The following is a 26,166-nucleotide window of genomic DNA, read 5'->3' as shown; positions in this document are numbered from 1 at the left end:
AACTTTTTGGGGTCACTTCAGAAACTGGCTTTCTTTTGTTTAATTTTCTTCATTTGAACAAGTATCGCATAACCATAAACTTTCCGCTTCTGAGAATGTCAATTTCTTATGAAAAGAACATTCGTCGCACAGATCTTCTTTTTCTTCAAATTCTCTCATCTTCGCAGCCTCCTTTTATCGGTGTTCGTTCCTCATTCATAAGAAGCTCTCAATATTATATGTATGATTATGATTCTAGATATACCCCTCTAGAAATAAAAGGAAACATTCCTTTTATTACGTGAGAAAGAATGTAAAGAATCTTCGTTTTAAATGCGCTTTTGTTTCATTGTTAAGTAATAAACCCCTCATATATTAAGAAATTATTAAATTCATATGGGCAAAGAAACATGACTTTATTCACTTACAACTAGAAGGATTTATTTTCTATACTAGTAAAGAACTTCTAGCAACTCAGGGAAATTGTTCTACTAAATCAAATTTTTCACTAGAAAGGTGAACATCAAATGAAAAAAAGAACGTATAGTCCTGCAAAGATCGCAGTCTCCGCCTCATTGGCAATCGCACTTCTATCCTCACCCTTCTTATCGGCACAGACTTCTGCCGAACAGCATGGGAAAAATGCAGCAGCTTCAGGTATAAATGAACACAAACCAGAGAAAAAAGAGAAGAGCAAAAAAGATCACACGGTTAAGCTTCGCATCATGGAAACAACGGATATTCATACAAATCTACTAAACTATGATTATTACAAAAATGCCTCTTATGAAAAGGTGGGGCTTGCGAAGACCGCCTCACTCATAAAACAGGCACGAAAAGAAGCAAAGAATCATATTCTCGTTGATAATGGAGACCTCATTCAAGGAACGCCTCTTGGTACATATAAAGCGAAAATAAAGCCTTTAAAAGAAGGTGAAGTTCATCCTGTCTTTGCTGCCATGAACCAAATGGACTATGACATTGCAACACTTGGAAACCATGAGTTTAATTATGGACTTGATTTTCTTGATGAAGCATATGACGATGCAAATTTTCCTTTTGTAAATGCAAACGTCTATGTGGATGATCATGATGATAATCCTGACAATGACAAAAACAAGTACGCTCCATATAAAATATTGAAAAAATCGGTACTTGATGAAAATGGAAAGCGCCATGTTATTAAAATAGGTGTAATCGGCTTCGCTCCGCCTCAAATTAATGAGTGGGATAAAGCGCACTTAGACGGTAAAGTCATCACAAAGAATATCATTGAAACGGCAGAGAAATTTGTTCCTAAAATGAAGAAGGATGGAGCAGATCTTGTCATTGCTATGGCTCACTCCGGTTTCAGCAGCAACAAAGGGAATACAGAAGATGTCATATACTCCCTGAGTGAAGTTGCAGGAATTGATGCCATTACGTTTTCACATACGCATAAGGTGTTCCCTGCCAAATCAGAAGCAGCATTAGATGGCTTATTTTTAGGGCCTGATAAAAAGCCTTTGCCTGGTGTTGACAATGCCAAAGGAACAATCAACGGTGTACCGGCTGTACAAGCAGGATACGGCGGAGGTTCACTGGGAATTATTGATTTATATTTAAAGAAAACAAAAGGGAAATGGTTAATCTCAAACTCTCAATCTTCTACTCGTGAAATCTGGCGTGATATAAAAGATCCGGTTACAGGAAAGACAGTCACTGAAAGCACTGCAGCTCCGGACAGCGGGATTGAAAAGGCGGTAAAAGGGGATCATGAGGCAACCATTCAGTATGTAAATACGCCTATTGGCAAAACAACGGATGACATTCACAGTTATTTTTCTCTCGTTCAAGATGATCCTTCCATCCAAACAGTGACAAATGCGCAAAAATGGTTTGTTGAGAAGTATGTCACGGAGAAAAAACCAGAATACAAAGACCTCCCGATTCTGTCAGCAGGTGCTCCATTTAAAGCTGGACGCAATGGTCCTGCTGAGTACACAGAAATTAAAAAGGGCGACTTAACCATTCGCAGTGCAGGAGATCTTTACTTGTATGACAACACATTAAAAGCAATCAAAGTGAAAGGCTCTGTCGTTCGGGAATGGGTTGAAATGTCTGCCGGAAAATTCAATACAATCGATCCAGACAAAACAGAAACTCAAGCCATATTAAACCCTTCCTTCCCAGTCTATAATTTTGATGTAATTGACGGTGTGCAGTATCAAATTGATGTAACTAAGCCGGCGAAATATGACCCAAACGGAAATGTGATCAATCCGGAATCTAGCCGTGTAAAAGAGCTGACTTATAATGGACAGCCTGTGGATCATGATCAGGATTTCATCGTTGTTACCAATAACTATCGTGCCGGAGGAGGCGGAAACTTTCCTGGAGTAAAAGGAAGCGAGCTGGTTGTTGACTCTGCAGATGAAAACCGCCAAATTTTGATGGATTACATTTCTGAAATGAAAGAGATTACTCCAACAGCCGACAACAATTGGTCCATTGCAGCGATTGATGGAAATGTAAACGTCACGTTTACGTCTTCTCCGCTTGCTGAAAGCTATATTAAAGCGGAAAGCAATATTTCCTTTACTAATCAAACAGACAGTCAGGGCTTCGGCATTTATAAATTAGAACTTGGGCCAAAAGAAAACATTAAAGTTCAGCTTCTCGGATTAAATGATTTACATGGCCAGCTGGACACGGATACAAAGGTTGGAACAGAGCTTGCGGGCAGCATGGAATTTACAGCCGCAGCCATCAGACAGCATGAAGCAAAAAATCCAAACACCCTTTTAGTTCATTCAGGTGATATGATTGGCGGAAGTCCGCTCATTTCAGCGCTTTTTCAGGATGAACCGACTGTTGAGGTCATGGAATCCCTCGGAATGGATGTAGGAACCCTGGGCAACCACGAATTTGACGAAGGCATTGATGAACTTCGCAGAATGATGAATGGCGGAGATCATCCGAATGGCACAAAAAATTATGACGGGATGAACTTTCCGCTCGTTGCAGCCAATGCATTTGATTCAGGTGAATTAATCACAGAGCCATACGTTGTCAAAGAATCAGGAGGCAAAAAGATTGGATTCATCGGTGTTGTGACACAGGAAACTCCAAACATGATCGTCAGAAAAGGAAATGAAACTTTGCAGATTACAGACGAAATAGCAGCAGTTAATAAATACTCAGAAGAACTGAAAAAACAAGGAATAGAAGCAATCGTCGTTCTGGCTCATAATCCTGCTGTTCAAGACGGATATACAGATGCGTTCGATGCAACAGAACTTGCAGAGAAAGTGGATGACGAAGTAGATGTTATTTTTGCCGCTCATAACCATGTAAATGTCGATAAACTCACAGACAATAAATTAATCGTTCAAGCTTATTCATACGGATCAGCCTTTTCAGATTTAGATCTTGAACTTGACCCGATTTCAGGAGAAATTGTGAAAAAAGAAGCAGAAGTTGTGACGGTTTTCCAAAAGGATTTCACACCTGATGCTGAAGTTACCTCCATCATGAAAAAGTACGAAGATTTAGTTGCTCCAATAAAAGCGGAAGTGGTGGGTGAATCCGTGACAACACTGCCAAAAGGGTATCCATCGCATACAACTGAGTTTGGGGACTTTGCCCTTGGAAATTTAATCGCTGATGGCATGAAGGCGGCAATGAAAACTGACTTTGCCTTAATGAACGGCGGGGGAGTAAGAGCGCAGCTGGATGCAGGCGAAGTCAATTTTGGAGATTTGTTCTCGATTCAGCCATTTGGAAACGTTCTGAACAAAGTGACATTAAGCGGTGCAGATTTAGAAACAGTGTTAAATAATCAAATCACAGCTGGCGGCCTCGATTTTCATGTAGCGGGGTTCAAGTACACATATACTTATGACAGCACAGCATTAACAGGCAAAGTCGCGGATATTTTGTTACCTGACGGAAGCCTGATTGACCCGGCAAAAGAATATACAGTTACGGTAAACAACTATATGTACGGCAACTTGAAGTATGGAATCGGATCACTCTCAACAGGTATGGAAGTTGGTCCTGAGGATCTACAGGCAACAGCAGATTATGTAAAAACCCTTGATAATCCTTTTGAATATAAAGCAGAAGGACGCATTCAAAAGGTGTCCGTTCAATAAAAATTCATAAAAAAGCGGCCTATCAATAGGGAAGATCCTTTGATAAGCCGCTTTTTTCTGTTGTATTTTCTCTTTTGTTTTTTATGTTTGCCAGTTTCCAGGCAACTGCTTTTCGTTCAAACAGGATGATCCAAAGCCCTGAAGCAAGAAACACGGATGAGATGACATCATAAATGACGTGCTGTTTGACAAATAAGGTAGAAAGAATGATGAGGATTCCTGTAAATTGTGTGAAAATATTCATCCTTTTTCCAGTATCCTTTATTTTAGTAAAAGAGAGCATAATAATCATCGTCGTCAAAACGTGAATGCTTGGAAAACAGTTTAATGGCGCATCTGCCTTGTAAATCATGGATACAAGCTGCAAGAGAAAGCTGTCACCTGTAATTTGTGGCCGAGGAACCGTAGTTTGAAAGAAAAAATAAGTGACAAAGCAGATGATTTCACCGATCACGATGGCAATGATCGTTTTCCAATAAACCGACGGATTTTTCCACCAAAAATAAAGCAGAAATCCAAACATAAAAACATACCAGAAGATGTATGGAAGGATGAAAACTGGAACAAATGGGATGAAGGAATCAAATACCGTCCCGATATTTTCAGCTCCAAGCTTGCTGGCATTTAATATTTCATAGATCATCCCAAGAACAGGGAAGATCAGCAGTCCCGACAAATCTCTAAATTTAGATAATGCTTCCTTTGACATAAATAACGCCTCTTTTGCTGGATATTAATCTATGCTGATGCTGATAAAATTCTGTTGTATATATACCCTTTTTAGGTGAACTTAATCAATTTTAATGATAATTACTAGGAATTTTGCAAACTTACAATTATTGAAAAAATTGGTATAATCAATTTAGGTGCAAGAGCCGCAAAATCTACTATACCTTCTAGGGAATGAAATTGGAATATTTCAAACCATGATTTTAAAAAAATTCAAACAGACAGGTGATGGACATGATTGAATTAATGAAAACTGAAATATTTGAAGCACTTGAAAAAAAGAATTTAGCCAGATTCAATGAATTGCTCAATGAAAATGCCAGTTTAGCAGATTCAGAAAATGACAATGGACTCACGCTGCTAGGTTTAGCCTGTCATTATGGGGAAGCTGAATTTGTAGAAATGCTCTTAAACAAGGGGGCTGACATCAATGCCGCTTCCCATTCTAAGCTTTCATTTATTCCATCAAATACGGCTTTGCATGCAGCCATTGCCGGAAAACAGTCACCAAAGCTTATTAAGCTGCTTCTTCAGAACGGTGCAAATGTAAACGCAATCGACAGTGATGGGCATGCTCCGATTCAAACAGCCGCATTTGAAGGGAATACAGAGATTGCAAGTTTATTAATACATAACGGAGCAGACATTACACTAAATGCAGGACAGGGGAGTGCTGCAGAAATAGCAGAACATAAGAATCACTCAGATTTCATCAATGTGCTAAAGACACCATAAAGCGAACGTGAAAAACATGAAAATGGAGCCATTAGAAGCAGCAAAAAGAATCATCGAAAAACACTTTCCTACATGCAGTGCTGCTGTTTTATCCGGGAGTGTAATAAGAGGCGAAGGTACAAATACATCGGATCTTGATCTCGTTATTTTTGAAGAATCCCTTCCATCCTCTTACAGGGAATCATTTATTGCCTTTGGATGGCCAGTTGAAGCTTTTGTCCATAACTTTGAGTCCTATCGCCAGTTTTTCCAAAACGACTGGAAAAGCGGGGCTCCTTCCATGCCCAGGATGGTTTTTGAGGGCCATATTTTAAAAGGAGAAAAACTGCTGCAGCCAATTAAAAAGGAAGCGCATGAGCTTTTAGAAAAAGGACCGGATCCCCTTTCAGATAAAGAAATAGAAACGAGACGCTATTTCCTGACAGATGCACTTGATGATTTCATTGGCAGCAATAAACGCTCTGAAGAAATTTTTATTGCAGGAGTACTCGCACAGCTGATTCATGAATTTGTCCTGCTGACAAATGGAAGATTCATAGGTAAATCAAAATGGATTCCGCGGGCGCTCATGCAATTTGATCCTGAATTTGCGGATGAATTCACTTTGGCTTTTGACGAGTATTACCGTACGGGCTGCAAAGATAAAGTCATTGCTTTGGCGGATGCAATCTTAAAGCCGCACGGCGGCAGATTTTTTGAAGGGTTTTCACGGGGGAAAAAAGAATAGAATAGGAGAGATGAATTTGTCTTTTATCATACGTCACCCGAACCGAATGGATCTAGAATCTCTGACAGAACTTATGTATGAATACATTGTCGATTTTTATCAGTGTCCAAAACCTCCACAACATAAAATTCATAAGCTGATAATGACACTCCTCCAAAAAGAAAGAGGCATTCAATTTTTGGCTGAGGTGAACGGCAAGGCTGCAGGATTTGCGACTCTGTATTTCACTTACAGCACTACAAGAGCTGAACCTATAACGATTATGAATGATCTTTATGTACGTGAAGCATTCAGAGGAACTGGAGCTGCTGAACGTCTTTTTAAAAGCTGCCACACATACAGCAGGGAGCACCAATACGCTGCCATGATCTGGGAAACAGCGAACGATAATGCAAGAGCACAGAGATTTTATGAAAAAATGGGGGGCAAAAAGGGAGATTTTCTGACCTACTCCATTTAAACGCTCGGAAAAGAGCACAATGAAGAACTCAATGCAGGAGAAGACAATCATTTCGAACACAGCAAAGAACAAAGAGTAAACGCTTGGATGGCTTCCAAGCGTTTATTTAAAGAAATTCTTTAATAAAGAATGATGCACAACTCCAAGGAAACTTGCCGTCATTAAAACAAAAAATGCTGTGACAATCCGTTCATCCAAAGCTCCGTCTGAAAACAGCACAGGACCAATTCCAAAGAAAGCAAGCAGCATGAATAAAAGCAGGAAGACCCCATTTATAATCCACTTCAAAGAATATCACCTTTTACCTTTTTCATACATCCTATGCTTCAGCACAAACAGGCGGTACAGATGTCATTAATAAAAATGATAACGCTTTCAAATCATGTGCAAGATCTAATTTTATGCTTCCTTCAACTATAGAAATAACCTGTTTATCCTTCACATAGAATGAAAGGAGCACGATATTCAGATTGCAAGTGGGGTGGGTTTCCAGATGGCGAGGGAGTACTTAATCAAACCTATGCTTGATGAAAGCTATAAAAAAGTCAGTCATGGACAAGGTGTTTATTTATACGATACAGCTGGCAAGAAATACTTGGATGGATCATCTGGTGCTGTAACCTGTTCAATTGGACATGGTGTTAATGAAATAGTAGAGGCCATGATGGAGCAGGCGCGTGAGGTATCGTTTGTCTACCGGTCCCAATTTTCAAGCTATGCTGCAGAGGGACTGGCAAAGAAGCTTGCAGAGATGACGCCGGGAGACCTTAACTGGACCTTCCTTGTCAACAGCGGATCTGAAGCCATTGAAACGGCCATGAAAACCGCGATTCAGTATTTTCAGGAAAAAAATATGCCGAAAAAAACAAAAATTATTTCCAGGTGGATGAGCTACCACGGGATTACGATCGGTGCACTGTCGCTATCTGGCTATCCAGAACGCCGTTTCCGGTTTCAGCAGCTGCTGGAAGCAAATCCGGTTGTTTCTCCGGCGTACTGTTATCGCTGTCCATATGGTTTAAAACCATCTTCTTGCAAAGCGAAATGTACAGGAGAGCTCGAAACCGCGATAAGAAGGGTCGGTGCTGATCACGTTGCAGCATTTGTGGCAGAGCCGGTTGTCGGTGCAGCGGGTGCAGCGATTACCCCGCCGGAAGGGTATTACGAAAAAATCCGTGATATTTGTGATCGGAACGACATTCTGTTCATCGCGGATGAAGTAATGACAGGCATAGGCAGAACCGGAAAAACACTGGCGATGGAGCATTGGGGAGCCCTTCCTGACATCGTTGCACTCGGAAAAGGATTAAGTGCGGGATATGCACCGGTAGCGGCAACCTTGATCAGCGACAGAGTGATGCGGCCAATTCAGCAGGGATCAAAATTAATTATGAGCGGGCATACTTACAGCGCAAATCCTCAATCTGCAGCTGTAAGTCTTGCAGTCTTGCATTATATTGAAAAAAATCAATTGAATGATGCTGCTTGTGAAAAAGGAAAAACGCTGATTAAACAGCTTCAGAAACTTCAGAAAAAAACAGAGATTATTGGAGATGTCAGGGGAAAAGGATTATTAATAGGAATCGAATTTGTTATGAACCAAACGTCAAAACAGCCGTTTTCAAAATCTTACAATCTTACAAGCCGCGTCATTAAAAAAGCACAGCAAAACGGCCTCCTTGTTTATCCGTCTGCAGCAGGAATTGAAGGCGGTGATGGTGATGCGATTTTAATTGCCCCGCCGCTGACCATAAATGACGAGGAACTGAGCGAACTTGTCCAGCTATTTTCAAAAACGATTTCAGAAATAGAAGCAGAAGTGCTGCCGATGACATAAAAAGGAGAATCTGTATGATCGCAAATTCATTTCAGAAAATCAGGCAAATTGATGAGGTTATTGGCAAAATCAATGACGGCTGCACATTAATGGCAGGAGGCTTTGGCGGTGTTGGCACGCCTCCGTCTTTAATTGACGCGCTTTTGGAAAAAGGAGTACGTGAGCTTGAAATTATCTGCAACGACACCGGTTTTCCGCATATCGGCATCGGGAAATTGATTTCTGCCGGACGTGTCCGCAAAGTGATTGCTTCGCATATTGGCTCAAATCCGATTGCCGGAACGTTGATGTCAGAAGGCAAGATGGAGGTAGAATTTTCACCTCAGGGAACTCTTGGCGAGAGAATCCGCGCTGGCGGGATGGGTCTAGGCGGCATTCTCTCAGATGTAGGAATGGGAAGCGAGATTGCAGAAAAAGGAAAAGAGCTTGTTCAGGTGGATGGCCGGACATATTTTATTGAAACAGCCCTGACAGCTGATGTGGCGATCATATGCGGCAAGACAGCAGATGAATTTGGAAACATCATCTATAAAAAAAGTGCACGCAATATGAATCCGCTGATGGCTATGGCGGGAGATTACACCATCGCAGAAGTTGAAACTATCGTAAGCTTGGGGGAGCTTGACCCGGAAGCTATTATTACCCCCGGTGTATTTGTTCAAGCTGTCGTACAAAGTGAAGGGGTGAACTGGAAGTGGGTATGGGAGCCGAAATAAGAGGAAAAATCGCAGAACGGGCAGCACAGGAAATTGAAAACGGCATGATTGTGAATCTTGGCATAGGCATTCCCTCTCTTGTGCCGAATTATTTAAAGAATAAACCGCAAGTGATGATACAGGCAGAAAACGGCATTCTCGGAATTGGGCCGACACCCGTCCCAGGCAAAGAAGAGGAGACGCTGTGCAATGCTGCGGGCTATCCGGTCACACTGGAAAAAGGCGCATCTTATTTTGACACAACAACTGCATTTGGCATGATTCGAAGGGGCTGCATCGATTTGACGATACTCGGTTCTCTTCAGGTAAGCGAAAAAGGAGATCTCGCCAATTGGATCGTGCCAGGCAAGCGGGTCCCTGGAATGGGCGGAGCCATGGAACTTGCCGGCAAAGCAAAAAAAGTCATTGTCGTCATGAATCATGTGAATAAAAACGGCGATCCGAAAATCCTCACAGATTGCACCCTGCCGCTCACATCCAAACAATGTGTCGATGTGATTATTACGGATATGGCAGTGATAGAAGTGAGAGAGTCAGGACTTATTTTAAAAGAAATCATGGCTCCTTTTACTGTACAGGATGTCATAAAAAGCACAGGAGCAAACCTTGAAATCGCCATGAATCTTTGAAGGGGTGATAGGATGAAAAACTTGCAGGAGCAAGTTTGCATATGGATAGACGAAAATCGAAACCGGTCAATTAAATTACTTAAAAAGATGGTCGAACAAAGAAGTGTTCAGGGGCAGGAGGCTTCAGCCCAAGCGGTCGTGCTCGAAAAGTGCCGGCAGCTGAGGCTGGATATTGATCTGTGGGAGCCTGGCGGGAAACTCCTCAAACAGCACCCGCATTTTGTAGCAACGAGAACGTCTTTTAAAGACAGCCCCAATATTGTCGGTGTTCTAAAAGGGACTGGGGGAGGAAAATCCGTCATTTTTAATGGTCACATCGATGTTGTTCCGGAAGGAGATTTAAAGCAATGGGATGTCGACCCTTATCAGGCTGAGGTAACAGAAAACCGTCTTTACGGACGGGGATCAACGGATATGAAAGGCGGGAATGTCTGTCTGCTGATGGCAATGGAGGCGATTAAGGCATCTGGCATTTCCTTAAAAGGAGACGTTATTTTTCAAAGTGTCATTGAAGAAGAAAGCGGCGGAGCGGGAACTCTCGCTGCCATACTGCGCGGATACAAAGCAGATGCAGCCATCATTCCAGAGCCGACTAAAATGAAAATTTTTCAAAAACAGCAGGGGTCGATGTGGTTCAGGCTGAAAATAAAAGGGCGGTCTGCACACGGGGGAACAAGATATGAAGGAATCAGCGCCATTGAAAAAAGTACGCTCGTTGTAAAACACATCCTTGAGCTTGAAAAAAAGCGCAATGAAAAAATAACCGATCCTCTTTATAAAAGCATTCCAATTCCAGTTCCAATCAATATTGGGAAAATAGAAGGAGGCACGTGGCCGTCTTCTGTGGCAGATCTTGTTACTCTTGAAGGAAGGTGCGGCATTGCTCCGAATGAAACAATAGAAGAGGTGCAGACAGAATTTCAGGAATGGGTGTCTGATCTTTCTGCCAAGGATAAATGGTTTAAAGAATATCCGGTTGAACTGGAATGGTTTGGAGCAAGGTGGCTTCCAAATGAAATCGGCGGCGATCATCCATTGACGGCTGCACTGATTGATTCCTATAAAGAAATCATGAATAAGGAGCCAATCATTGAAGCCTCTCCTTGGGGTACAGATGCAGGCCTCCTATCTCATGCAGGCGATATTCCTTCCATAGTATTTGGTCCAGGGGAAACAGAGATGGCCCATTTTCCGAATGAATATATTGAGATTGATAAAATCATAGAATGCACAAAAATTCTCGCTGTTTTCTTAATGGAATGGTGCGGAGTATCAGAGGAGATGTTTTTACAGACTGACGGAGAGGGTAAATAACAGGAGATAACGACTAAAAAATTGAGGTGTTCGCAAATGAAGCAGCATTTATGGATCAATGGACAGCATATGGAAGCAAGCAGCTATCAGGAATTAAAGTCTCCCTACACGAATGAACTGCTCGCAGAGGTTGCCCTTGCGGGTCAAGATCAAGTAAAAGCGGCAGTTGACGCTGCAAGTGGCGCGTTCAGTAAAATGACCGCTTTACCAGCCCATAAACGTGCAGATATATTACTGAAAACAGCCCAGCTCCTTGCTGAACGAAAAGAAGAAGCGGCAGCGATTATTGCAAAAGAGGCCGCTAAACCAATTAAAACGGCGCGGGCAGAAGTAGACCGAACCGTTATGACGTATACATTTGCTGCTGAGGAAGCGAGACGGCTGAACGGTGAGACCATTTCAATGGATGCAGCTCCAGGCGGAGAAAACCGCACAGCCTACACAGTGAGGGAGCCGATCGGTGTCATTGGAGCGATCACGCCTTTCAATTTTCCGATGAATCTCGTCGCCCACAAGCTTGGACCGGCGTTTGCGGCAGGCAATACAGTTGTGTTAAAGCCTGCGACTCAAACCCCATTAAGTTCATACTTCATCGGAAAGCTTTTTCATGAAGCGGGTCTGCCTGAAGGAGCTCTCAACATTGTAACAGGTAAAGGCAGCGAGATCGGAAAATATTTTACATCAGATGAACGCATTAAAGCACTTACGTTTACGGGAAGTCCTGACGTAGGGAAAAAGCTTAAACAAGAAGCAGGCATGAGAAAAACGCTGCTTGAATTAGGTTCAAATTCAGCCGTCATTGTAGATGATGATACGGATATATCCAAGATTGCACCAAGATGTGTGACAGGAGCATTTGCTTATGCAGGTCAGGTCTGCATCTCTGTGCAGCGCATTTATGTCCATGAGAATGTGTTTGAGGAATTTGTCCAAAAAGCAGTGGAGGAAACGAAAAAACTCAAGCTTGGACATCCGCTTGATGAAGAAACAGATGTATCCTCTTTAATATCAGGTGAAGACGTCGATCGTGCGATTTCCTGGATTGAGGAAGCGGAGAGAGCGGGAGCACAAATTGCGTCCGGCGGCAAAAACGGTGAGAATCAGACCGTTCAGCCGACGATATTGCTAAATGTCCCGTCTGACGTAAACCTCTCCTGTCAGGAAGCATTCGCTCCAATTGTCATCATCAACTCTTTCAAAACCTTTGACGAGGCAATTGCTGAAGTCAATCACTCAAAATATGGACTTCAGGCCGGCGTATTTACAAATAAAGTTGACTTGGCCTTTCAAGCGGCTAAAGCCCTTCATGTCGGAGGTGTCATGATCAATGACATACCAACCTTCCGTGTTGACCACATGCCTTATGGCGGAGTGAAGGACAGCGGCTTCGGCCGCGAGGGCATTAAATATGCGATTGAAGAACTGACTGAACTTAAGCTGATTTCTTTTAATCATGCCAAGTTCTGAACTTAAAGAATAGAGTGTGGCATACTGCACTCTATTTTTTAAGGTGATTTTTTATCTGAAGGGAGATCCGTCCTTGAAAAAAACGTACTCTGAAATGAAAATGCTGTCTAAAATGGATTATCGTGCTGAAGCCGTATTCGATTATTTTAACAAAAGACTCAGAATCGATGATTATCGCGGAAAGACAGACTCCATGTTGAAAGATGCATCTAAATTAGCTGCAGATAACCTCTTCACAAAAGTGATTATCAAAGGAAAAGCATGTGACATCCATGTTCTATTAAAGGAACAATTCCAGCTTGAAGCCATTATCAAGAATTATTTTCACGGTGAAGATGCCTATTTTTTCACAAAATATTTAAGTGAAGAAAGAAGACAGACCGACTGCTGGACAAAGCAGGACAGCATCATCACGGCAATCTATGAAAAAAAGAAAACCGTTCACATGCAGTCAGGCGCATACGGATTTCGTGCAGCAGATGAACATGACGCAGAGAAGCTTGCAGAATTATACAGAGCCGTATTTGAAGTGTATCCAACACCGCTTCATTCAAGTGATTATATCCAAAAAACAATGAGAGAAGGCACAATCTATTATCTTGCAGTAAAAGGAAACATGATCGTAAGCGCTGCTTCTGCTGAAATCAATTCTGCTTACAACAATGCTGAAATTACAGACTGTGCAACATTGCCTGAGGCCAGAAAACATAAATTAATGAGAAGCCTGATCTTATTACTTGAGGAAAAACTTTGTGATCAAGGTATTTTTTGTGCTTATTCCATTGCAAGAGCAGAATCATTCGGCATGAATGCCGTTTTGCATCAGCTTGATTACGAATATACCGGCAGGCTCGCAAATAATTGTGTTATCAGCACAGATCTTGAAAACATGAATGTATGGTGCAAAGATCTTTCTGCCGGAAATTGAGCACTTGATGCTGAAAATCCGGCAGCTTACTTAAAGGAGGGGAGCTTTTGACAAATCAAAATCGGGAGCAGCTCATTCATCATATATTAGAAACGATTGATGAAGGAATTCATGCAGTAGATGAGAATGGAATCACCGTTTTTTATAATGAGATTGCTGCTTATCATGATGGACTGAAAGTCGATGAGGTTGTCGGCAAGCATATATTTGATGTCTTCCCTTCCCTTTCCGGGGAAACGAGTACACTATTGAAAGCCATTAAAACAAAAAAGCCGATTTATCACCATTCCCAAACGTACATAACTATAAAGGGCGAAAAAATTGAAACGGTGAACACGAGCCTGCCGATTTTATCAGACGACAAAGTGATCGGCGCAGTTGAGATTGCAAAAGATTACTCGGCGATCAAGCGGCTGACAGAGCGTCTGGCCGATCTTCAAAAGCAAGTGCATCAGCCTCCAAAAGCGGAGAGTTCCAATGGCACAAAGTATGTTCTAGGTGACATTATTACAGCAAGCAAGAACCTCCTCATGACTAAAACTCTTGTTAAAAAAGCCGCTAAAACCTCATCAAATGTCCTCGTTTACGGGGAAACAGGAACAGGCAAGGAATTAATTGTCCAGGCTATTCATAACGAATCACAGCGGAGAGATGCTCCTTTTATCGCCCAAAATTGTGCAGCGCTGCCTGAGGCCTTGCTTGAGAGCTTATTATTCGGCACAGCAAAAGGAAGTTATACAGGTGCGGTTGACAGAGCTGGCTTATTTGAGCTTTCACATGGAGGCACGCTTTTTCTGGATGAGCTGCAATCCATGCCTCTGAATCTGCAGGCAAAGCTGCTTAGAGTCATTGATGACGGCACAATCAGAAGAATCGGAAGCAGTCATTCAATCCATGTGAATGTCAGAGTGATTGCCGCCATGAACATCAGTCCTGAACAATGCCTCTCGGAGCAAAAAATGCGGGAAGATCTCTATTATCGTTTAAACGTCTTCGGCATCAATCTTCCGCCGCTAAGAGAACGGCCGCTTGACATTCCTTTATTGATTTCTTCTTTCATTAAATCGTATAATCACGAATTTCAGAAGCGTATTGGAGGTTTAGCAGATGAAGCGCAAGATCTGTTAAAGCGCCACTCATGGCCGGGAAATGTCAGGGAGTTAAAGCATTGCATCGAGTATGCCATGAATATGTGTGAGGGGAATCGTATTCATATCGAACATTTGCCGCCGTACTTGCAGAATATGAAAGCGGCGGCAAAAATTCCGCATTCTCTTCATGAAAAAATATCCCTGATTGAGAGAAAAATCATCCAGGAAGCGCTTGCAGAATGTGAAAGCAATATTTTAAAAACAGCAAAGCTGCTTCAAATTCCGAGGCAAACCCTTCAATATAAGCTGAAAAAATATTTTCCTGACCAATTTTCGGCACCAAAACAGAAGATCTAATAATCAACTGTGAATTTATCGGCTTCCAGTCACGTTGGCATGGTTTTTGCATGTAATAATGGTAAAGACCGAAATGGGGGAACTGCCATGAAATACGATCTATACAAGCCGAAGCGCGACTGGAAAGACATCGAACTCTGGAAAGATGTCACAGATGAACAGTGGAATGACTGGCTCTGGCAGCTGACAAATACCATCCGCACACTGGGTGACCTAAAAAAAGTAATAAACCTGACTCCTGATGAAGAAGAAGGGGTTAAAATATCAACAAAAACCATCCCTTTAAATATAACGCCATATTATGCATGGCTGATGAATGAAGATGATCCGAGATGTCCGATCCGCATGCAGTCAGTTCCGATATCACAGGAGCTTTATAAAACAAAATATGACCTTGAAGATCCGCTTCATGAAGATGAAGATTCGCCTGTTCCGGGTTTGACTCACCGCTATCCGGACCGTGTGCTGTTTCTAGTAACCAACCAATGTTCGATGTACTGCAGATATTGCACCAGAAGGCGTTTCTCAGGTCAAATTGGCATGGGTGTGCCTAAAAAACAGCTTGATGATGCGATCAATTATATCGCTCAGACACCTGAAGTGCGGGATGTGCTGATTTCAGGCGGTGACGGATTGCTCATTAATGACACGATCCTTGAATATATCCTTAAAAATCTCCGCGCAATTGATCATGTCGAAATCATCAGGATCGGCACACGAGCGCCTGTCGTTTTCCCGCAGCGCATTACAGAAAATCTCTGCAATATCCTGAAAAAATATCATCCTGTCTGGCTGAATACTCACTTCAATACTTCGATTGAAATTACCGAAGAATCTAAGAAAGCATGTGAAATGCTTGTAAACGCAGGCGTACCGGTCGGAAATCAGGCCGTTATCCTTGCAGGCATAAATGACAGCGTGCAAATCATGAAAAAATTGATGCATGACCTTGTTAAAATAAGAGTGCGGCCTTATTACATTTATCAATGTGACTTATCAGAAGGAATTGGCCATTTCCGTGCACCTGTTTCAAAGGGTCTTGAGATTATTGAGGGACTCCGCGGACACACAAGCGGATATTCGGTTCCAACATTTGTCGTTGACGCTCCTGGCGGCGGCGGGAAAATTGCCCTGCAGCCAAACTATTTAATTTCTCAAAGTCCTGACAAAGTTGTACTCCGTAACTTTGAAGGCGTCATCACGACCTATCCGGAGCCGGAAAATTATACACCTGGTCTTGCAGATGATTACTTTAATGAAGTGTATCCAGATTCAGTATCCAAAAAATCACTCTCAGGAATTGCAGGTTTATACGAGGATGCCCAGTTCAATCTCATACCTGAAGGGATTGGCAGAATCAATAGAAGAAAAACGTTTGAAACAAACCCTGCTCACTCCACATTAAAAGATAAGCGGGAAAAACGCGACGAATTAAAAGATAAAAAATACCGGGCCCAGCTATTAAAATCTGAAGAAAAGAAGGCAGCAGAAAATGAGTGAGCGCTGTGAATGGTGTGAATCGCAGCATGCAAAGCACTCAGCCAATCTTGTCCATTGGGAGCTGCCTGACGGATCCCGAGCCATCGAGATTTCAGACACGCCCTGCATCTCTTGTCCGGACTGCGGCATAAGCTATCAAAGCGAAAAGATCATTAACGAAATCGAAAATCAGCTTCTTCTAATTGCCGTAAAAGAGCTGCCAAACCGTGTAACTTACGAAGAGCTGATGAAGTGGAAGCGTCACCTGAAGCGCAACTACTTTGATTTCACCTAAAATCTCATAACCCTCTGAGGTTTTCTTCTTATCCAATAAACGTTATAATAAGGTCACTTTCCATATGTAATTGCGACAGGGGGATTGACCTTGAAATCTTTTTACGACTATTTAATGAAATACCGACATCCAAAACCAGCCGACGATATAAGCCGATTTGCAAACGACGCTTATGATGATCACAGCTTCCCAAAGGCTTCTTATGACTACCATGAAATCAGCTCCTACCTCGAACTGAACGGATCATACCTCCGCTGCCTCGTCGTTTTCGATGAAGCCTGGGACCTATATGAAACCGAAATCCTTAAAAAAGCAACTTACTAAAGCAACTTACTATGTAGGTTGTTTTTTTGTTGTCGTAATACGCACATTGTGTACGGTTTAAACTATCTGAAAAGCTCCTGGAAAAGCAAATGGTCACCTAAAACAATCCATTTGAAAACTCCATTACGTAGAGCACTTGAAATTTATAATTCAGAACACCATTTAGACAAGCACACTGAACTATAAATCTTGACAACATCTTTGAATCATCTTATATTTAATAAAGTTAATAGTTAATCAGGTTAAATATTAATTTCATTAAGTGCACGGGAGGGGAAAATGGAAACAAGACAGGAACTTACGTATGCATTTCTCTCTAATTACCGGAAGTTAAATAAAATGACCAGGAGCCATTTGAATGAACTGCTTGAAACTTATCTTCCGTTCAATGAATTTATGGTCCTTCGCCTGATTCATGAGCAAAAACAAATAAATGTAAGCCAGATTGCCGAGAAATTAAGTGTGTCTGCGAGCCATATCACTTCTGTCAGTGAGAAACTGATCAAAAAGGGCTTTTTAACCCGCATACGCGCAGCGGATGACAGAAGAGTGGTCTATCTGGAGCTGACTGAAACGGGTGAAAGAGTGAAGACGGAAGTGGAAACGACCATTACAGAATACTTTCATCAGAAACTGGAAAACGTATCCGATGAAGAAATCATGATGTTTAATCGATTATTAACGAAATTACTAGAAGAATAATAGAGGTGGAATTATGGAACATTTAAGTCATAAAGAAAAAATCACGATTATGATCGCCATTATTGCGGCAATGTTTTTTGCTGCTGTCAATCAAACAATCGTTGGAAATGCTTTGCCGAAGATTATATCAGACCTTGGCGGACTTGATTATTACAGCTGGGTATTTACAATTTACATGCTGACAAGTGCAATCACAACGATCCTTGTTGGCAAGCTGTCCGATATTTATGGAAGAAAGCCGTTCATCATTATCGGGATCCTTATCTTTTCAGTCGGTGCATTTTTAGCGGGAACATCAATGGATATCTTTCAGCTGATCATCTACCGGGGTATTCAGGGATTTGGTGCAGGGATGATTATGTCTACAGCTTTTACTGCAGTAGGAGATCTCTTCGCACCGCGTGAACGAGGAAAATGGCAGGGTGCCATGAGTGCCGTGTTTGGGATTTCAAGTGTGTTTGGTCCGACTCTTGGCGGGTACATCGTAGATAACCTTGAGTGGAAATGGGTCTTTTGGGTGTTCTTGCCTCTTGGTATAGTAGCCCTCCTCTTAATTTGGAAGCTTTTCCCTTCAACTGTGAAAAAAGCAGGAGAGAAGGTCGATTATCTTGGATCGGTCTTTTTATCTGCAGCAATCACAACGGCATTGCTTGCTTTTTCATGGGCAGGAACGAAATACGACTGGGATTCTGCTCAGATTTTATCCCTGTTTGGGGCAACAGCGCTGTCTCTGATTATTTTTGTCTTTGTTGAAAGAAAAGCGGTTAGTCCAATCTTGCCACTCGATTTATTTAAAAACAGCATCTTTACGATTTCAAATATAATTGGGTTTGTCATCGGTGTTTCCATGTTTGGAGGCGTTATGTACGTTCCTTACTTCATTCAGGGGGTACTCGGCTATTCTGCTACGCATTCAAGCTTCCTGACAATGTCGATGACGCTGGGCTTGGTTTTTGCAAGTGCGCTTGGCGGCCAGATTATTTCGAAAACGGGGAAATACAAGCTGCAGGCCATCGTCGGTCTGTGTATTTCAGCTATAGGTCTTTACTTGCTGTCTACAATGAGTGTTGACACATCACAGTATCTATTAGTTTTTTACTTAACATTAGTCGGATTTGGAATCGGAATCGGCATGACAGTCTTTACCTTAACCGTTCAAAATGCGGTTGATCAAAAGCTTCTGGGTGTAGCCACTGCTTCGTCACAGCTATTTAGATCTGTAGGAGGAACAGTCGGGGTTGCCATCATGGGGACCTTGCTTAACTCACGGATGAAGGATAAAATGGCGTCCATAAGTCAAACTGGCGACACGAGTCAAATGGCTGCTTCACCGGAACTTGCAGGCAAATTGGAATCTCTCCAAAACCCGCAGCTGCTGCTGGATCACGAAAAACTTGATGGACTCAAAAATACACTGCCTAAAGAGGCGATTCCCTTCTTTGAAAACGTTATTCATCAGCTTCAGGATTCACTGAGCTATGCACTATCTGGTGTTTTCATCTTTGTCACCATCACGATGGCCATAGCCATTCTCTTAACATTTTTTATTAAAGAAATTCCGCTGAGAAGTGCAAAGGATCAGCCGGCTGTAAACAAAGAAAAGCAGATTAACACAGGCAAATTGCAGAGCAGCGAAAATTAATGGAAACCAAGGCGCATTTAGTGCCTTGGTTTTTTAAATACAAAAAGAAATTTTTCCCAAAATAAGCTATAATTAAAAGGGGAGAATTCGGTAACTAGGAAAGGGATGACCAAAATGTCAAATGCTGTTCAGCTGTACGATTTTCACAAGTGGTCAAACACCAGAGTGTTTAACCGTCTTAAAGAATTGCCTATGGAATTGTATACAAACGAAATAGTCAGTGTTTTTCCGTCGCTGTCCCATGTTATGGTTCACATGTATCTGACGGATGCCCTTTGGCTGAAAGTGATCAAGCAGGATTCTTTTGATAGCATAATGGCTTATCTGGGAATTTGTCGGAAAGAAGCAGAGAATAGGAGTTTGGAAGAACTAGAAGGAATGTTTGAAAAACTCGGGAACGAATATGAACTATTTTTAAATCAACAAGCAGATTCAGATAAACCATTTACAATTGAACATCCGCAGTATGGTAAATTAGAAACCAATGTATTTGAATTGATCCAGCATGTAGCAAACCACGGAACCTATCACCGCGGAAACGTCACAGCCATGCTTAGGCAGCAGGGAGTGTCTGGTGTGCCTTTGGATTACGTATATTACCTTTATGAAAAGAAAGAGGGCCTGAACATTGAATAAATACGGCCATTGGCTCCTGGTTATTTTAGTGGGAATCTCATTTATTCCAGGCATTTACTATTTCGAATTCACGCTCCCTTATATGATGGCAATCATCTTTGGAATCATTGGATTTTGTTCAGTTTTATACATGGCAATCATTATTCATGTCAAACAAAAGAATAAAACGATCTAGCGGACATACATATAGAAATGAACATTCTATGACGTCTGCTCTGTAAAAGTAGTTTTTAGACCTTTCCTATCTTATAATAAAAGAAAAAAGTGTACTGGAGGTTCATCTATGCTTCAATCACCAATTGGCCGCTTCAGACTGATGGGATTCATTGAAGGAGCATCTTTGCTGATTCTTCTTTTCATTGCCATGCCTCTAAAATATCTGGCCGAAATCCCTATGGCCGTAACCATCGTGGGATCGCTTCATGGCTTTTTCTTTATTACGTATTTACTTATCATTGCCTACACAACGTATAAAATCAGATGGTCCTTTGCATGGGTATTCAGTGCTGTCGCTGTGGCATTTATTCCATTTGGGAACATGATTCTCGATGCGAGACTTAAAAAAGCAAATTTATAAGGATATGAGAATAACCTTTTCGTAAAGGTTATTTTTTTTGCAAATAAATGAAAGCAAGCTACACATAAGGAAGCGCCATTTTTCTGCTCTAACATTTAATAAATGAAAAATAGCATCCGATTATTCGGATGCATACTTGACAATTCCATGTAAAAAAACGGAGTATTCGCGCTGCACACATTCTCTTAATTTGATTTTTCCTTCTCTTTCTAGTTCAGATACGAATTCATTAATTTGCCGTTCTTCTTCTTTTGATGCCTTTTGAACTTCAATCGAAAACAAATTTCCGCGGCTCTCATGATGAATTTTTTTCAGTAATTTATCCTTATTCATTGGGTCAACCCCTTCATGCTATTCAAATTCGACATAAATGGCTATATTCCTCTATTTGCTCATTATATTAATAATAAAAAATTTTTCATAAAATCGAATGATTTCAAAAAAATAATCCCATTCTAAATAGGTCTAACGATCGTTTTCTTAGTCGCGCCATTTGGACCATGTCTATCATTTCATAAAAGAGTAAACTGGAATTGTTTAGTTTACAGAAAATTCTAAATAAAGGACGTGTTTTTTTGAAAAAAGGAATGATAGCGTTTACTTTATCGGCGGCAATGATTGCATCCGCGCTGCCAATTCCGCATCATGCGGTCCGTGCAGAAGCCTCGCAGCTGCAAACTCTCATACCAGGGGCACAGAATGTTGTTGAAACTTATTTTGACGGAGTGAATGGAAATTATTTAACTACTAAAAATCCGATTCAATATCAAAATGCCATTTTGAATGGAAACTTAGGTCTTGCTCCGACCAATTGGGGGAGTGCTAATGAAGGTACAGGCTGGCATCTGATGAATAAACCAGCCGCCATCACCGGCACTCAGATCAACGGAGCTTTTGAAGACGCTCAGTTTGTCATACGCGTCCCGGATAACTGGAATGGAAAACTAGTAGTGTCTGGAATTCCTGCAACTAGAAATGAAACATCCACAGATCTTTTGTTCAGTGATTTTGTTCTTGAAAAAGGTTATGCGTTTGCAGCGATTGATAAAGGAACACAAGGTGAAGCCGATACGAATGACCCATTAGCAAAAGCAAAAAATGCACTTGCTTTTGAAGATGATAGTGTCGCAGAATGGCATAAACGTTTCAGGCAGATCACGATAGCCGCTCACTCTTATTTAGAAGACAATTTCCGGGAGCAGCTTATTTCTGCAAAAGATAAATCAAATTCAGCCCATCATTTGGTGAGGAAACATCACCGCGTGCCAACTTATGCGATGGGCATTTCAAATGGGGGATATGTAGTCAGGTATGCCCTTGAACATGACGGCCGGGCGAGAAAAGAGAATCGTCTTTTTGATGGAGGCGTAGACTGGGAAGGTGTTCTGTGGACAGAAAAGCAGCCAAACTTAATTTCCTCTCTCACTGCAGTCGTCAACCATGCTGAAGCTGCCATTTACGGCACAGGAAAAGAAAAAGAGAAAGCCGTGAAAGAAATGTATAAAGCAGGCCTTCCAAAAGGGTCAGAGGAATTGTGGCCGTATCATGATCAGATATATTGGTTCATATCAGCGAACATTTACAGAGATCATTTCGATCCTAATGCCCCAAACAGAATAGACTGGAGAAACTACTTGAATTTCACATCAAGCGGAGTGAGGGACAGAAGCTATGATTCTATTTTTGAAAACTACAAGTATCAAAGCCGTCCGAAAAGCGTGAAAGAAAATATAAAAGAAATCGCCAATACGGGGGACATAGACGTTCCGCTTATCAGCTTTACCGGAACTCTGGACGCGCTGATTTTCCCGAATGTTCATGCCAAAGGCTATGAAAAACTTGTGAAAAAAGCAGGCAAGGAAAAACTTCACCGCATGTATTCGATTGAAAATGGAAATCATGTGGACAGTCTGGTATGGAATACATCGACAGACTCAAATAAGAAGCTGCAGCCTCTGCTTCCATACGCTCACCAGTCATTCGACATGCTGGTAGATTGGGTAGAAAACGGCAGAAAAGCACCTGAGAGCCGATCAATTCCTGTTCCAAAGAATGCAACTAAGGTCATTGACATAAAAACCGGGAGAGAGATTGATCCAAAATGAGAGATTAGATTAAAAATGAAGCAGGCTGGAAAAAGAGCGGTTTTTCAGCCTGCTTTTTGTATGAAAATATTTAGTGGAGTCAGTCTCATAATGAAACCATTTTTAAAGGATTAACGTGGAACAAGCTGCTCCATTCGCCATAGTGCTGCCACAATTAACGGATTAAAACTTAAAGAGTGGCGTCAATCCTCATAGTGCTGCCACAATTAACAGATTAAAGCCTAAAGAGTGGCGTCATTCGCCATAGTGCTGCCACAATAAACGGATTAAAACCTAAAGAGTGGAGTCATTCGCCATAGTGCAGCCACAATAAACGGATTAAATCCTAAAGAGTGGCGTCATTCGCCGTAGTGCTGCCAAAATGAACGCATTAAATCATCAAGAGTGGCGTCAGTCCAATTGTATTACCACTATCCCGAAAGAAGGAGGATCTTAAGTTTTGCAGAATATTAAATAAGGATCAATAACAAAGGAGAATGATATGACCGTACATTTAGTAAAAGCCATAGAATCAGATGCAGCAGCTATTTTAGATGGTCAAGTGCGTGCTTTCACGCCGCTTCTTGAAAAGTATTTAGATGTTGATACAAATCCTGCAAATGAGACTCTTGAAAAAATCCTCTCCAGGATCAATGAGCCAAATGGAGGTTTCTACAAAATCATTTTTGAAGGAACATTTGCAGGAGCAATACGGTTGTATTTTAAAAGCGAGGCATCGAAATATTGGATAAGTCCAATCTTTATTTTTCCTGAATTTCAGGGCCGGGGGATTGCCCAAAAAGCTATGATTGCTGCAGAAACCCTGTTTCCTCAGGCCTCAAGCTTCGAGCTTGCAACCATTCTTGAGGAAGAAGGAAATGGTTATTTGTACAAAAAATTAGGCTACAAAGAAACTGGAGTCATGAAAAAGCTGAATGACCGCACTACACTGATTTACTTTAGAAAAGGTTTTTAATGACCGAGAAATGATAAAAACAAGATTCCGAAAAAGGATCTTGTTTTTTTATAAAAATCCCCACTAAATCCCACTATTCATTTCCTATCTTCTGGGAGTATGATTACTTTTATGTAAAAGATGATAGAAGGAAGATGAAGCAGTGAGAAAGGTTTTAAGCAGTTTACTAGTTTTATTCCTGGTTTTAAATCAGATGCCTCATACAGTCAAAGCTGAGTCCAATATTCAGCAAATCGGATCTGTAATAGGAAACAGCGTCAATGTTTATTCTTCTCCGAAATTGAGCTCGGAGGTGGCAGCTGTTCTCCAAAAAGGAGATGAATATCCTCTTATTCAAACTGCAGCGGGTGACTCTGCCGATCCGATTACACATAAAGTTAGCAGCGGAAATACATTATGGAAAATTGCCAATCAATATGGCACAACCGTTCATGAACTGAAACAATTGAATGGTTTAAAAAATGATGCGCTTTCTCTTGGGCAACTACTGAAGATTCCTCAGACCGTCCAAGTACACCAAGTGACTTCAGGGGATACACTGTGGAAAATTTCGAACAAATATAGAGTAACTGTCAATGATATGACCAAGTTTAATGGTTTAAAAACAACTCAGCTTAAAATTGGGCAAAAATTAAAAATCCCCGTTTATTATTATGAAGTACAGCTGCTCGGCGGGAAAAAAGGCTGGATCAAAAAATCTCAGATTCAAGTTAAAAACAGCAAACGTGTCGTGATGGGCTGGAGTTTTAATGGAACAGCCAATACGTACATTCAGCAGATGAAAAACAAACCCAATCTAAATGTTGTCTCACCGCGATGGTTTACGTTAAATCAATCGGAAACAGGTGTTTCTATTAAAATGGATTCCGCCTATTCAGATGCAGCACATGCTGCCGGGAAAAAGGTCTGGCCGCTCCTTGGCAACAGCTTTGATCCCATTCTGACAGATTCCATCATAGGCAAACCGCAAAAAAGACAAAAATTAATTTCTGCGCTTCAGACTGCATTAATCAAAAGCAAAAGTGATGGAATTAATGTTGATTTCGAAAACATTGATATAAAAAACAAGCAGGATTACGTATCGTTTATCCGGGAATTAAAAACAGCCCTGAAGCCTCATGGAATCATTGTTTCTGTCGATGTGACAAGAACGAGCGATGACCCATTCTGGTCTGGAAGCTTAGACCGCAAAGAACTCGGGAAAATTGCCGATTATATTGTGATGATGGGGTATGATGAGCATTGGGGCGGGGGGCCGAAAGCAGGTTCAGTTGCTTCCCTGCCGTGGGTGGAAGAAGGCATTAAGCTCTTAATGAAAGACATTCCCACACATAAAATTATTCTCGCTGTCCCATTTTACACAAGAGAATGGGTGACAGACTTATCTTCTAACAAATTGAGAAGCATCGACCGCACGATGCCGGAAGTCAATCGGATCCTTTCTTCTAAAGGACTTAAAAAAATATGGGACCCAAAGGCTTCACAATACTATGTCGAGTTCACTGAAAAGGGCGAAAAACATCAACTCTGGATAGAAGACAAGAAATCCATTGAGCTTAGAATGAAGATGATGAAGGAAAATCACTTAGGCGGAGCGGCTGCCTGGTATATAGGCTCAGAAACTTCGGATATTTGGGATGTTTATCATTTTAATAAATGATAGATAATGAAGTAAAATCAAAAAACAGAGGGAAACGGATACCAGATTGCACAGAGCGATTGGTATCCGTTTTTGATGAATTTAAAAAACCTTTCTTTAGTAATTATTCATTGGCACAATGCAAAAATAAAGTTGACTTTTTTGATCAAATTCTGGTGTAACCTTTGGTCCATAATCTGTAAAAATGGACATGTCAGCTGAATCAGCGCTTCCAAAATAGGCTTTATAAGCTTTGTCTGAATGAGTTCTTAATTCAAATGAGACATGGGGTGCCTTTTTTCTATTTTTATACTTGACCTGTACCTCAGCATTGGTTTTATACCACGCGTATTTACCATTAGATTCTCTTAAGTGGACAACGCCTGCTGCTTCTCCGTCTTTCATTTCTCTTTTGAAAAAAATAAACAGTTCCCCATTTGATTGTATTTCCCCTAAAAGATTGCCTGCTGATAAGTCTTCTTCTTGTAGACCATTTATTATGGCATCTTCTTTCGCAGCAAACCATTTCAAGTGATCTTCATCAGCAGAACATCCAATAAGCAATGATAGTAAAAATAATAGAATAAGAATCTTCAATCTCAATCTCATCTTCTCCCGTGAAAACCATATTTTATTAGGTTATTTCTTTCTCAAAGTTCAAAAATCCTTTTTATTGGTATCAATAGCCAGATGAACAGTTAAAACTT

The 26,166-nt window shown here is 41.2% G+C and carries 26 protein-coding genes; 22 read left to right on the top strand and 4 right to left on the bottom strand.

Features of this window, described 5'->3' with window-relative positions; translation table 11 throughout:
• Positions 1-506 precede the first annotated feature (506 nt).
• The gene (locus ABEQ24_RS13740; protein WP_430007315.1) at positions 507-4,115 is read left to right on the top strand and encodes a bifunctional 2',3'-cyclic-nucleotide 2'-phosphodiesterase/3'-nucleotidase; all 3,609 of its coding nucleotides are present in this window, start codon (positions 507-509) and stop codon (positions 4,113-4,115) included.
• A 22-nt stretch (positions 4,116-4,137) separates the two neighbouring features.
• Here the strand turns inward: ABEQ24_RS13740 and ABEQ24_RS13735 are convergent, their stop codons facing one another.
• Entirely contained in the window at positions 4,138-4,824 is a 687-nt protein-coding gene (locus ABEQ24_RS13735; RefSeq protein ID WP_430007314.1) for a phosphatase PAP2 family protein, read from the bottom strand.
• Positions 4,825-5,078: 254 nt separating this feature from the next.
• Here ABEQ24_RS13735 and ABEQ24_RS13730 point away from each other — a divergent pair, with 254 nt between their 5' ends.
• Genes ABEQ24_RS13730 through ABEQ24_RS13720 form a run of 3 tightly spaced genes read left to right on the top strand, consistent with a single transcriptional unit; the run spans position 5,079 to position 6,766 of the window.
• A complete protein-coding gene (locus tag ABEQ24_RS13730) occupies positions 5,079-5,579 on the top strand; it encodes an ankyrin repeat domain-containing protein (RefSeq protein WP_430007313.1) in 501 nt (166 codons plus the stop codon).
• Positions 5,580-5,601: 22 nt separating this feature from the next.
• The gene (locus ABEQ24_RS13725) at positions 5,602-6,306 is read left to right on the top strand and encodes a nucleotidyltransferase domain-containing protein (RefSeq protein WP_430007319.1); all 705 of its coding nucleotides are present in this window, start codon (positions 5,602-5,604) and stop codon (positions 6,304-6,306) included.
• Positions 6,307-6,316: 10 nt separating this feature from the next.
• Positions 6,317-6,766, top strand: coding sequence for an N-acetyltransferase family protein (locus ABEQ24_RS13720; protein ID WP_430007312.1), 450 nt, complete (start codon positions 6,317-6,319; stop codon positions 6,764-6,766).
• 102 nt (positions 6,767-6,868) lie between these two features.
• Here ABEQ24_RS13720 and ABEQ24_RS13715 read toward each other — a convergent pair whose 3' ends face one another.
• Entirely contained in the window at positions 6,869-7,054 is a 186-nt protein-coding gene (locus ABEQ24_RS13715; RefSeq protein WP_430007311.1) for a DUF6954 family protein, read from the bottom strand.
• 205 nt (positions 7,055-7,259) lie between these two features.
• On the opposite strand from ABEQ24_RS13715, the gene ABEQ24_RS13710 reads away from it, so the two are divergent.
• The 15 genes from ABEQ24_RS13710 (at position 7,260) to ABEQ24_RS13640 (ending at position 20,760) form a co-directional block, all read left to right on the top strand.
• Positions 7,260-8,603, top strand: coding sequence for an aspartate aminotransferase family protein (locus tag ABEQ24_RS13710; protein WP_430007310.1), 1,344 nt, complete (start codon positions 7,260-7,262; stop codon positions 8,601-8,603).
• A gap of 17 nt (positions 8,604-8,620) precedes the next feature.
• Entirely contained in the window at positions 8,621-9,319 is a 699-nt protein-coding gene (locus ABEQ24_RS13705; RefSeq protein WP_430007318.1) for a CoA transferase subunit A, read from the top strand.
• Positions 9,298-9,948 (top strand): 3-oxoacid CoA-transferase subunit B, encoded by a 651-nt coding sequence (locus ABEQ24_RS13700; protein ID WP_430007309.1) that lies wholly within the window; start codon positions 9,298-9,300, stop codon positions 9,946-9,948. The genes ABEQ24_RS13705 and ABEQ24_RS13700 overlap by 22 nt, the downstream gene beginning before the upstream one ends.
• Before the next feature lie 12 nt (positions 9,949-9,960).
• Complete coding sequence (locus ABEQ24_RS13695; RefSeq protein WP_430007308.1) at positions 9,961-11,262, top strand: peptidase; 1,302 nt, start codon at positions 9,961-9,963, stop codon at positions 11,260-11,262.
• Between the two features lie 36 nt (positions 11,263-11,298).
• Complete coding sequence (locus tag ABEQ24_RS13690) at positions 11,299-12,729, top strand: aldehyde dehydrogenase family protein (RefSeq protein ID WP_430007307.1); 1,431 nt, start codon at positions 11,299-11,301, stop codon at positions 12,727-12,729.
• 73 nt (positions 12,730-12,802) lie between these two features.
• Complete coding sequence (gene ablB / locus ABEQ24_RS13685; protein ID WP_430007306.1) at positions 12,803-13,657, top strand: putative beta-lysine N-acetyltransferase; 855 nt, start codon at positions 12,803-12,805, stop codon at positions 13,655-13,657.
• A gap of 47 nt (positions 13,658-13,704) precedes the next feature.
• Entirely contained in the window at positions 13,705-15,105 is a 1,401-nt protein-coding gene (locus tag ABEQ24_RS13680; protein WP_430007305.1) for a sigma-54 interaction domain-containing protein, read from the top strand.
• A gap of 87 nt (positions 15,106-15,192) precedes the next feature.
• Entirely contained in the window at positions 15,193-16,605 is a 1,413-nt protein-coding gene (gene ablA, locus ABEQ24_RS13675) for a lysine 2,3-aminomutase (RefSeq protein WP_430007304.1), read from the top strand.
• Positions 16,598-16,879 (top strand): YokU family protein, encoded by a 282-nt coding sequence (locus tag ABEQ24_RS13670; RefSeq protein WP_430007303.1) that lies wholly within the window; start codon positions 16,598-16,600, stop codon positions 16,877-16,879. The genes ablA and ABEQ24_RS13670 overlap by 8 nt, the downstream gene beginning before the upstream one ends.
• Positions 16,880-16,969: 90 nt before the next feature.
• Positions 16,970-17,203, top strand: coding sequence for a YozE family protein (locus tag ABEQ24_RS13665; RefSeq protein WP_430007302.1), 234 nt, complete (start codon positions 16,970-16,972; stop codon positions 17,201-17,203).
• Between the two features lie 279 nt (positions 17,204-17,482).
• Entirely contained in the window at positions 17,483-17,905 is a 423-nt protein-coding gene (locus tag ABEQ24_RS13660; RefSeq protein WP_430007301.1) for a MarR family winged helix-turn-helix transcriptional regulator, read from the top strand.
• 13 nt (positions 17,906-17,918) lie between these two features.
• Positions 17,919-19,547, top strand: a complete 1,629-nt coding sequence (locus ABEQ24_RS13655; protein ID WP_430007300.1) for an MDR family MFS transporter — start codon at positions 17,919-17,921, stop codon at positions 19,545-19,547.
• Positions 19,548-19,661: 114 nt separating this feature from the next.
• Positions 19,662-20,183 (top strand): DinB family protein, encoded by a 522-nt coding sequence (locus ABEQ24_RS13650; RefSeq protein WP_430007299.1) that lies wholly within the window; start codon positions 19,662-19,664, stop codon positions 20,181-20,183.
• Positions 20,176-20,358: a hypothetical protein gene (locus ABEQ24_RS13645; RefSeq protein ID WP_430007298.1), complete on the top strand. Its 183-nt coding sequence runs from the start codon at positions 20,176-20,178 to the stop codon at positions 20,356-20,358. Before ABEQ24_RS13650 ends, ABEQ24_RS13645 begins: the two co-directional genes overlap by 8 nt.
• A 108-nt stretch (positions 20,359-20,466) precedes the next feature.
• Positions 20,467-20,760 (top strand): DUF3817 domain-containing protein, encoded by a 294-nt coding sequence (locus tag ABEQ24_RS13640; protein WP_070875978.1) that lies wholly within the window; start codon positions 20,467-20,469, stop codon positions 20,758-20,760.
• A 120-nt stretch (positions 20,761-20,880) separates the two neighbouring features.
• Here ABEQ24_RS13640 and ABEQ24_RS13635 read toward each other — a convergent pair whose 3' ends face one another.
• Positions 20,881-21,093 (bottom strand): hypothetical protein, encoded by a 213-nt coding sequence (locus tag ABEQ24_RS13635; protein ID WP_430007297.1) that lies wholly within the window; start codon positions 21,091-21,093, stop codon positions 20,881-20,883.
• Positions 21,094-21,335: 242 nt separating this feature from the next.
• Between ABEQ24_RS13635 and ABEQ24_RS13630 the strand changes: the two genes are divergently transcribed.
• From ABEQ24_RS13630 to ABEQ24_RS13620, 3 genes are all read left to right on the top strand, one after another.
• Positions 21,336-22,865 (top strand): alpha/beta hydrolase, encoded by a 1,530-nt coding sequence (locus ABEQ24_RS13630; protein ID WP_430007296.1) that lies wholly within the window; start codon positions 21,336-21,338, stop codon positions 22,863-22,865.
• Positions 22,866-23,346: 481 nt separating this feature from the next.
• Positions 23,347-23,820 carry a GNAT family N-acetyltransferase gene (locus ABEQ24_RS13625; RefSeq protein WP_430007295.1) on the top strand — a complete coding sequence of 158 codons (474 nt, stop codon included), beginning with the start codon at positions 23,347-23,349 and terminating at the stop codon, positions 23,818-23,820.
• 142 nt (positions 23,821-23,962) lie between these two features.
• Entirely contained in the window at positions 23,963-25,480 is a 1,518-nt protein-coding gene (locus tag ABEQ24_RS13620) for a LysM peptidoglycan-binding domain-containing protein (protein ID WP_430007294.1), read from the top strand.
• A gap of 96 nt (positions 25,481-25,576) precedes the next feature.
• Here ABEQ24_RS13620 and ABEQ24_RS13615 read toward each other — a convergent pair whose 3' ends face one another.
• On the bottom strand, positions 25,577-26,062 hold the full coding sequence (locus tag ABEQ24_RS13615; RefSeq protein ID WP_430007293.1) for a hypothetical protein: 486 nt from the start codon (positions 26,060-26,062) through the stop codon (positions 25,577-25,579).
• Positions 26,063-26,166: the final 104 nt, after the last annotated feature.

The organism is Metabacillus idriensis (assembly GCF_050483325.1).
In the GTDB taxonomy this organism is placed as follows: Bacteria; Bacillota; Bacilli; order Bacillales; family Bacillaceae; genus Bacillus_P; species Bacillus_P idriensis_A.
Note: the sequence above shows the minus strand (reverse complement) of the source record. Positions and strands in the feature narration are given on the sequence as shown.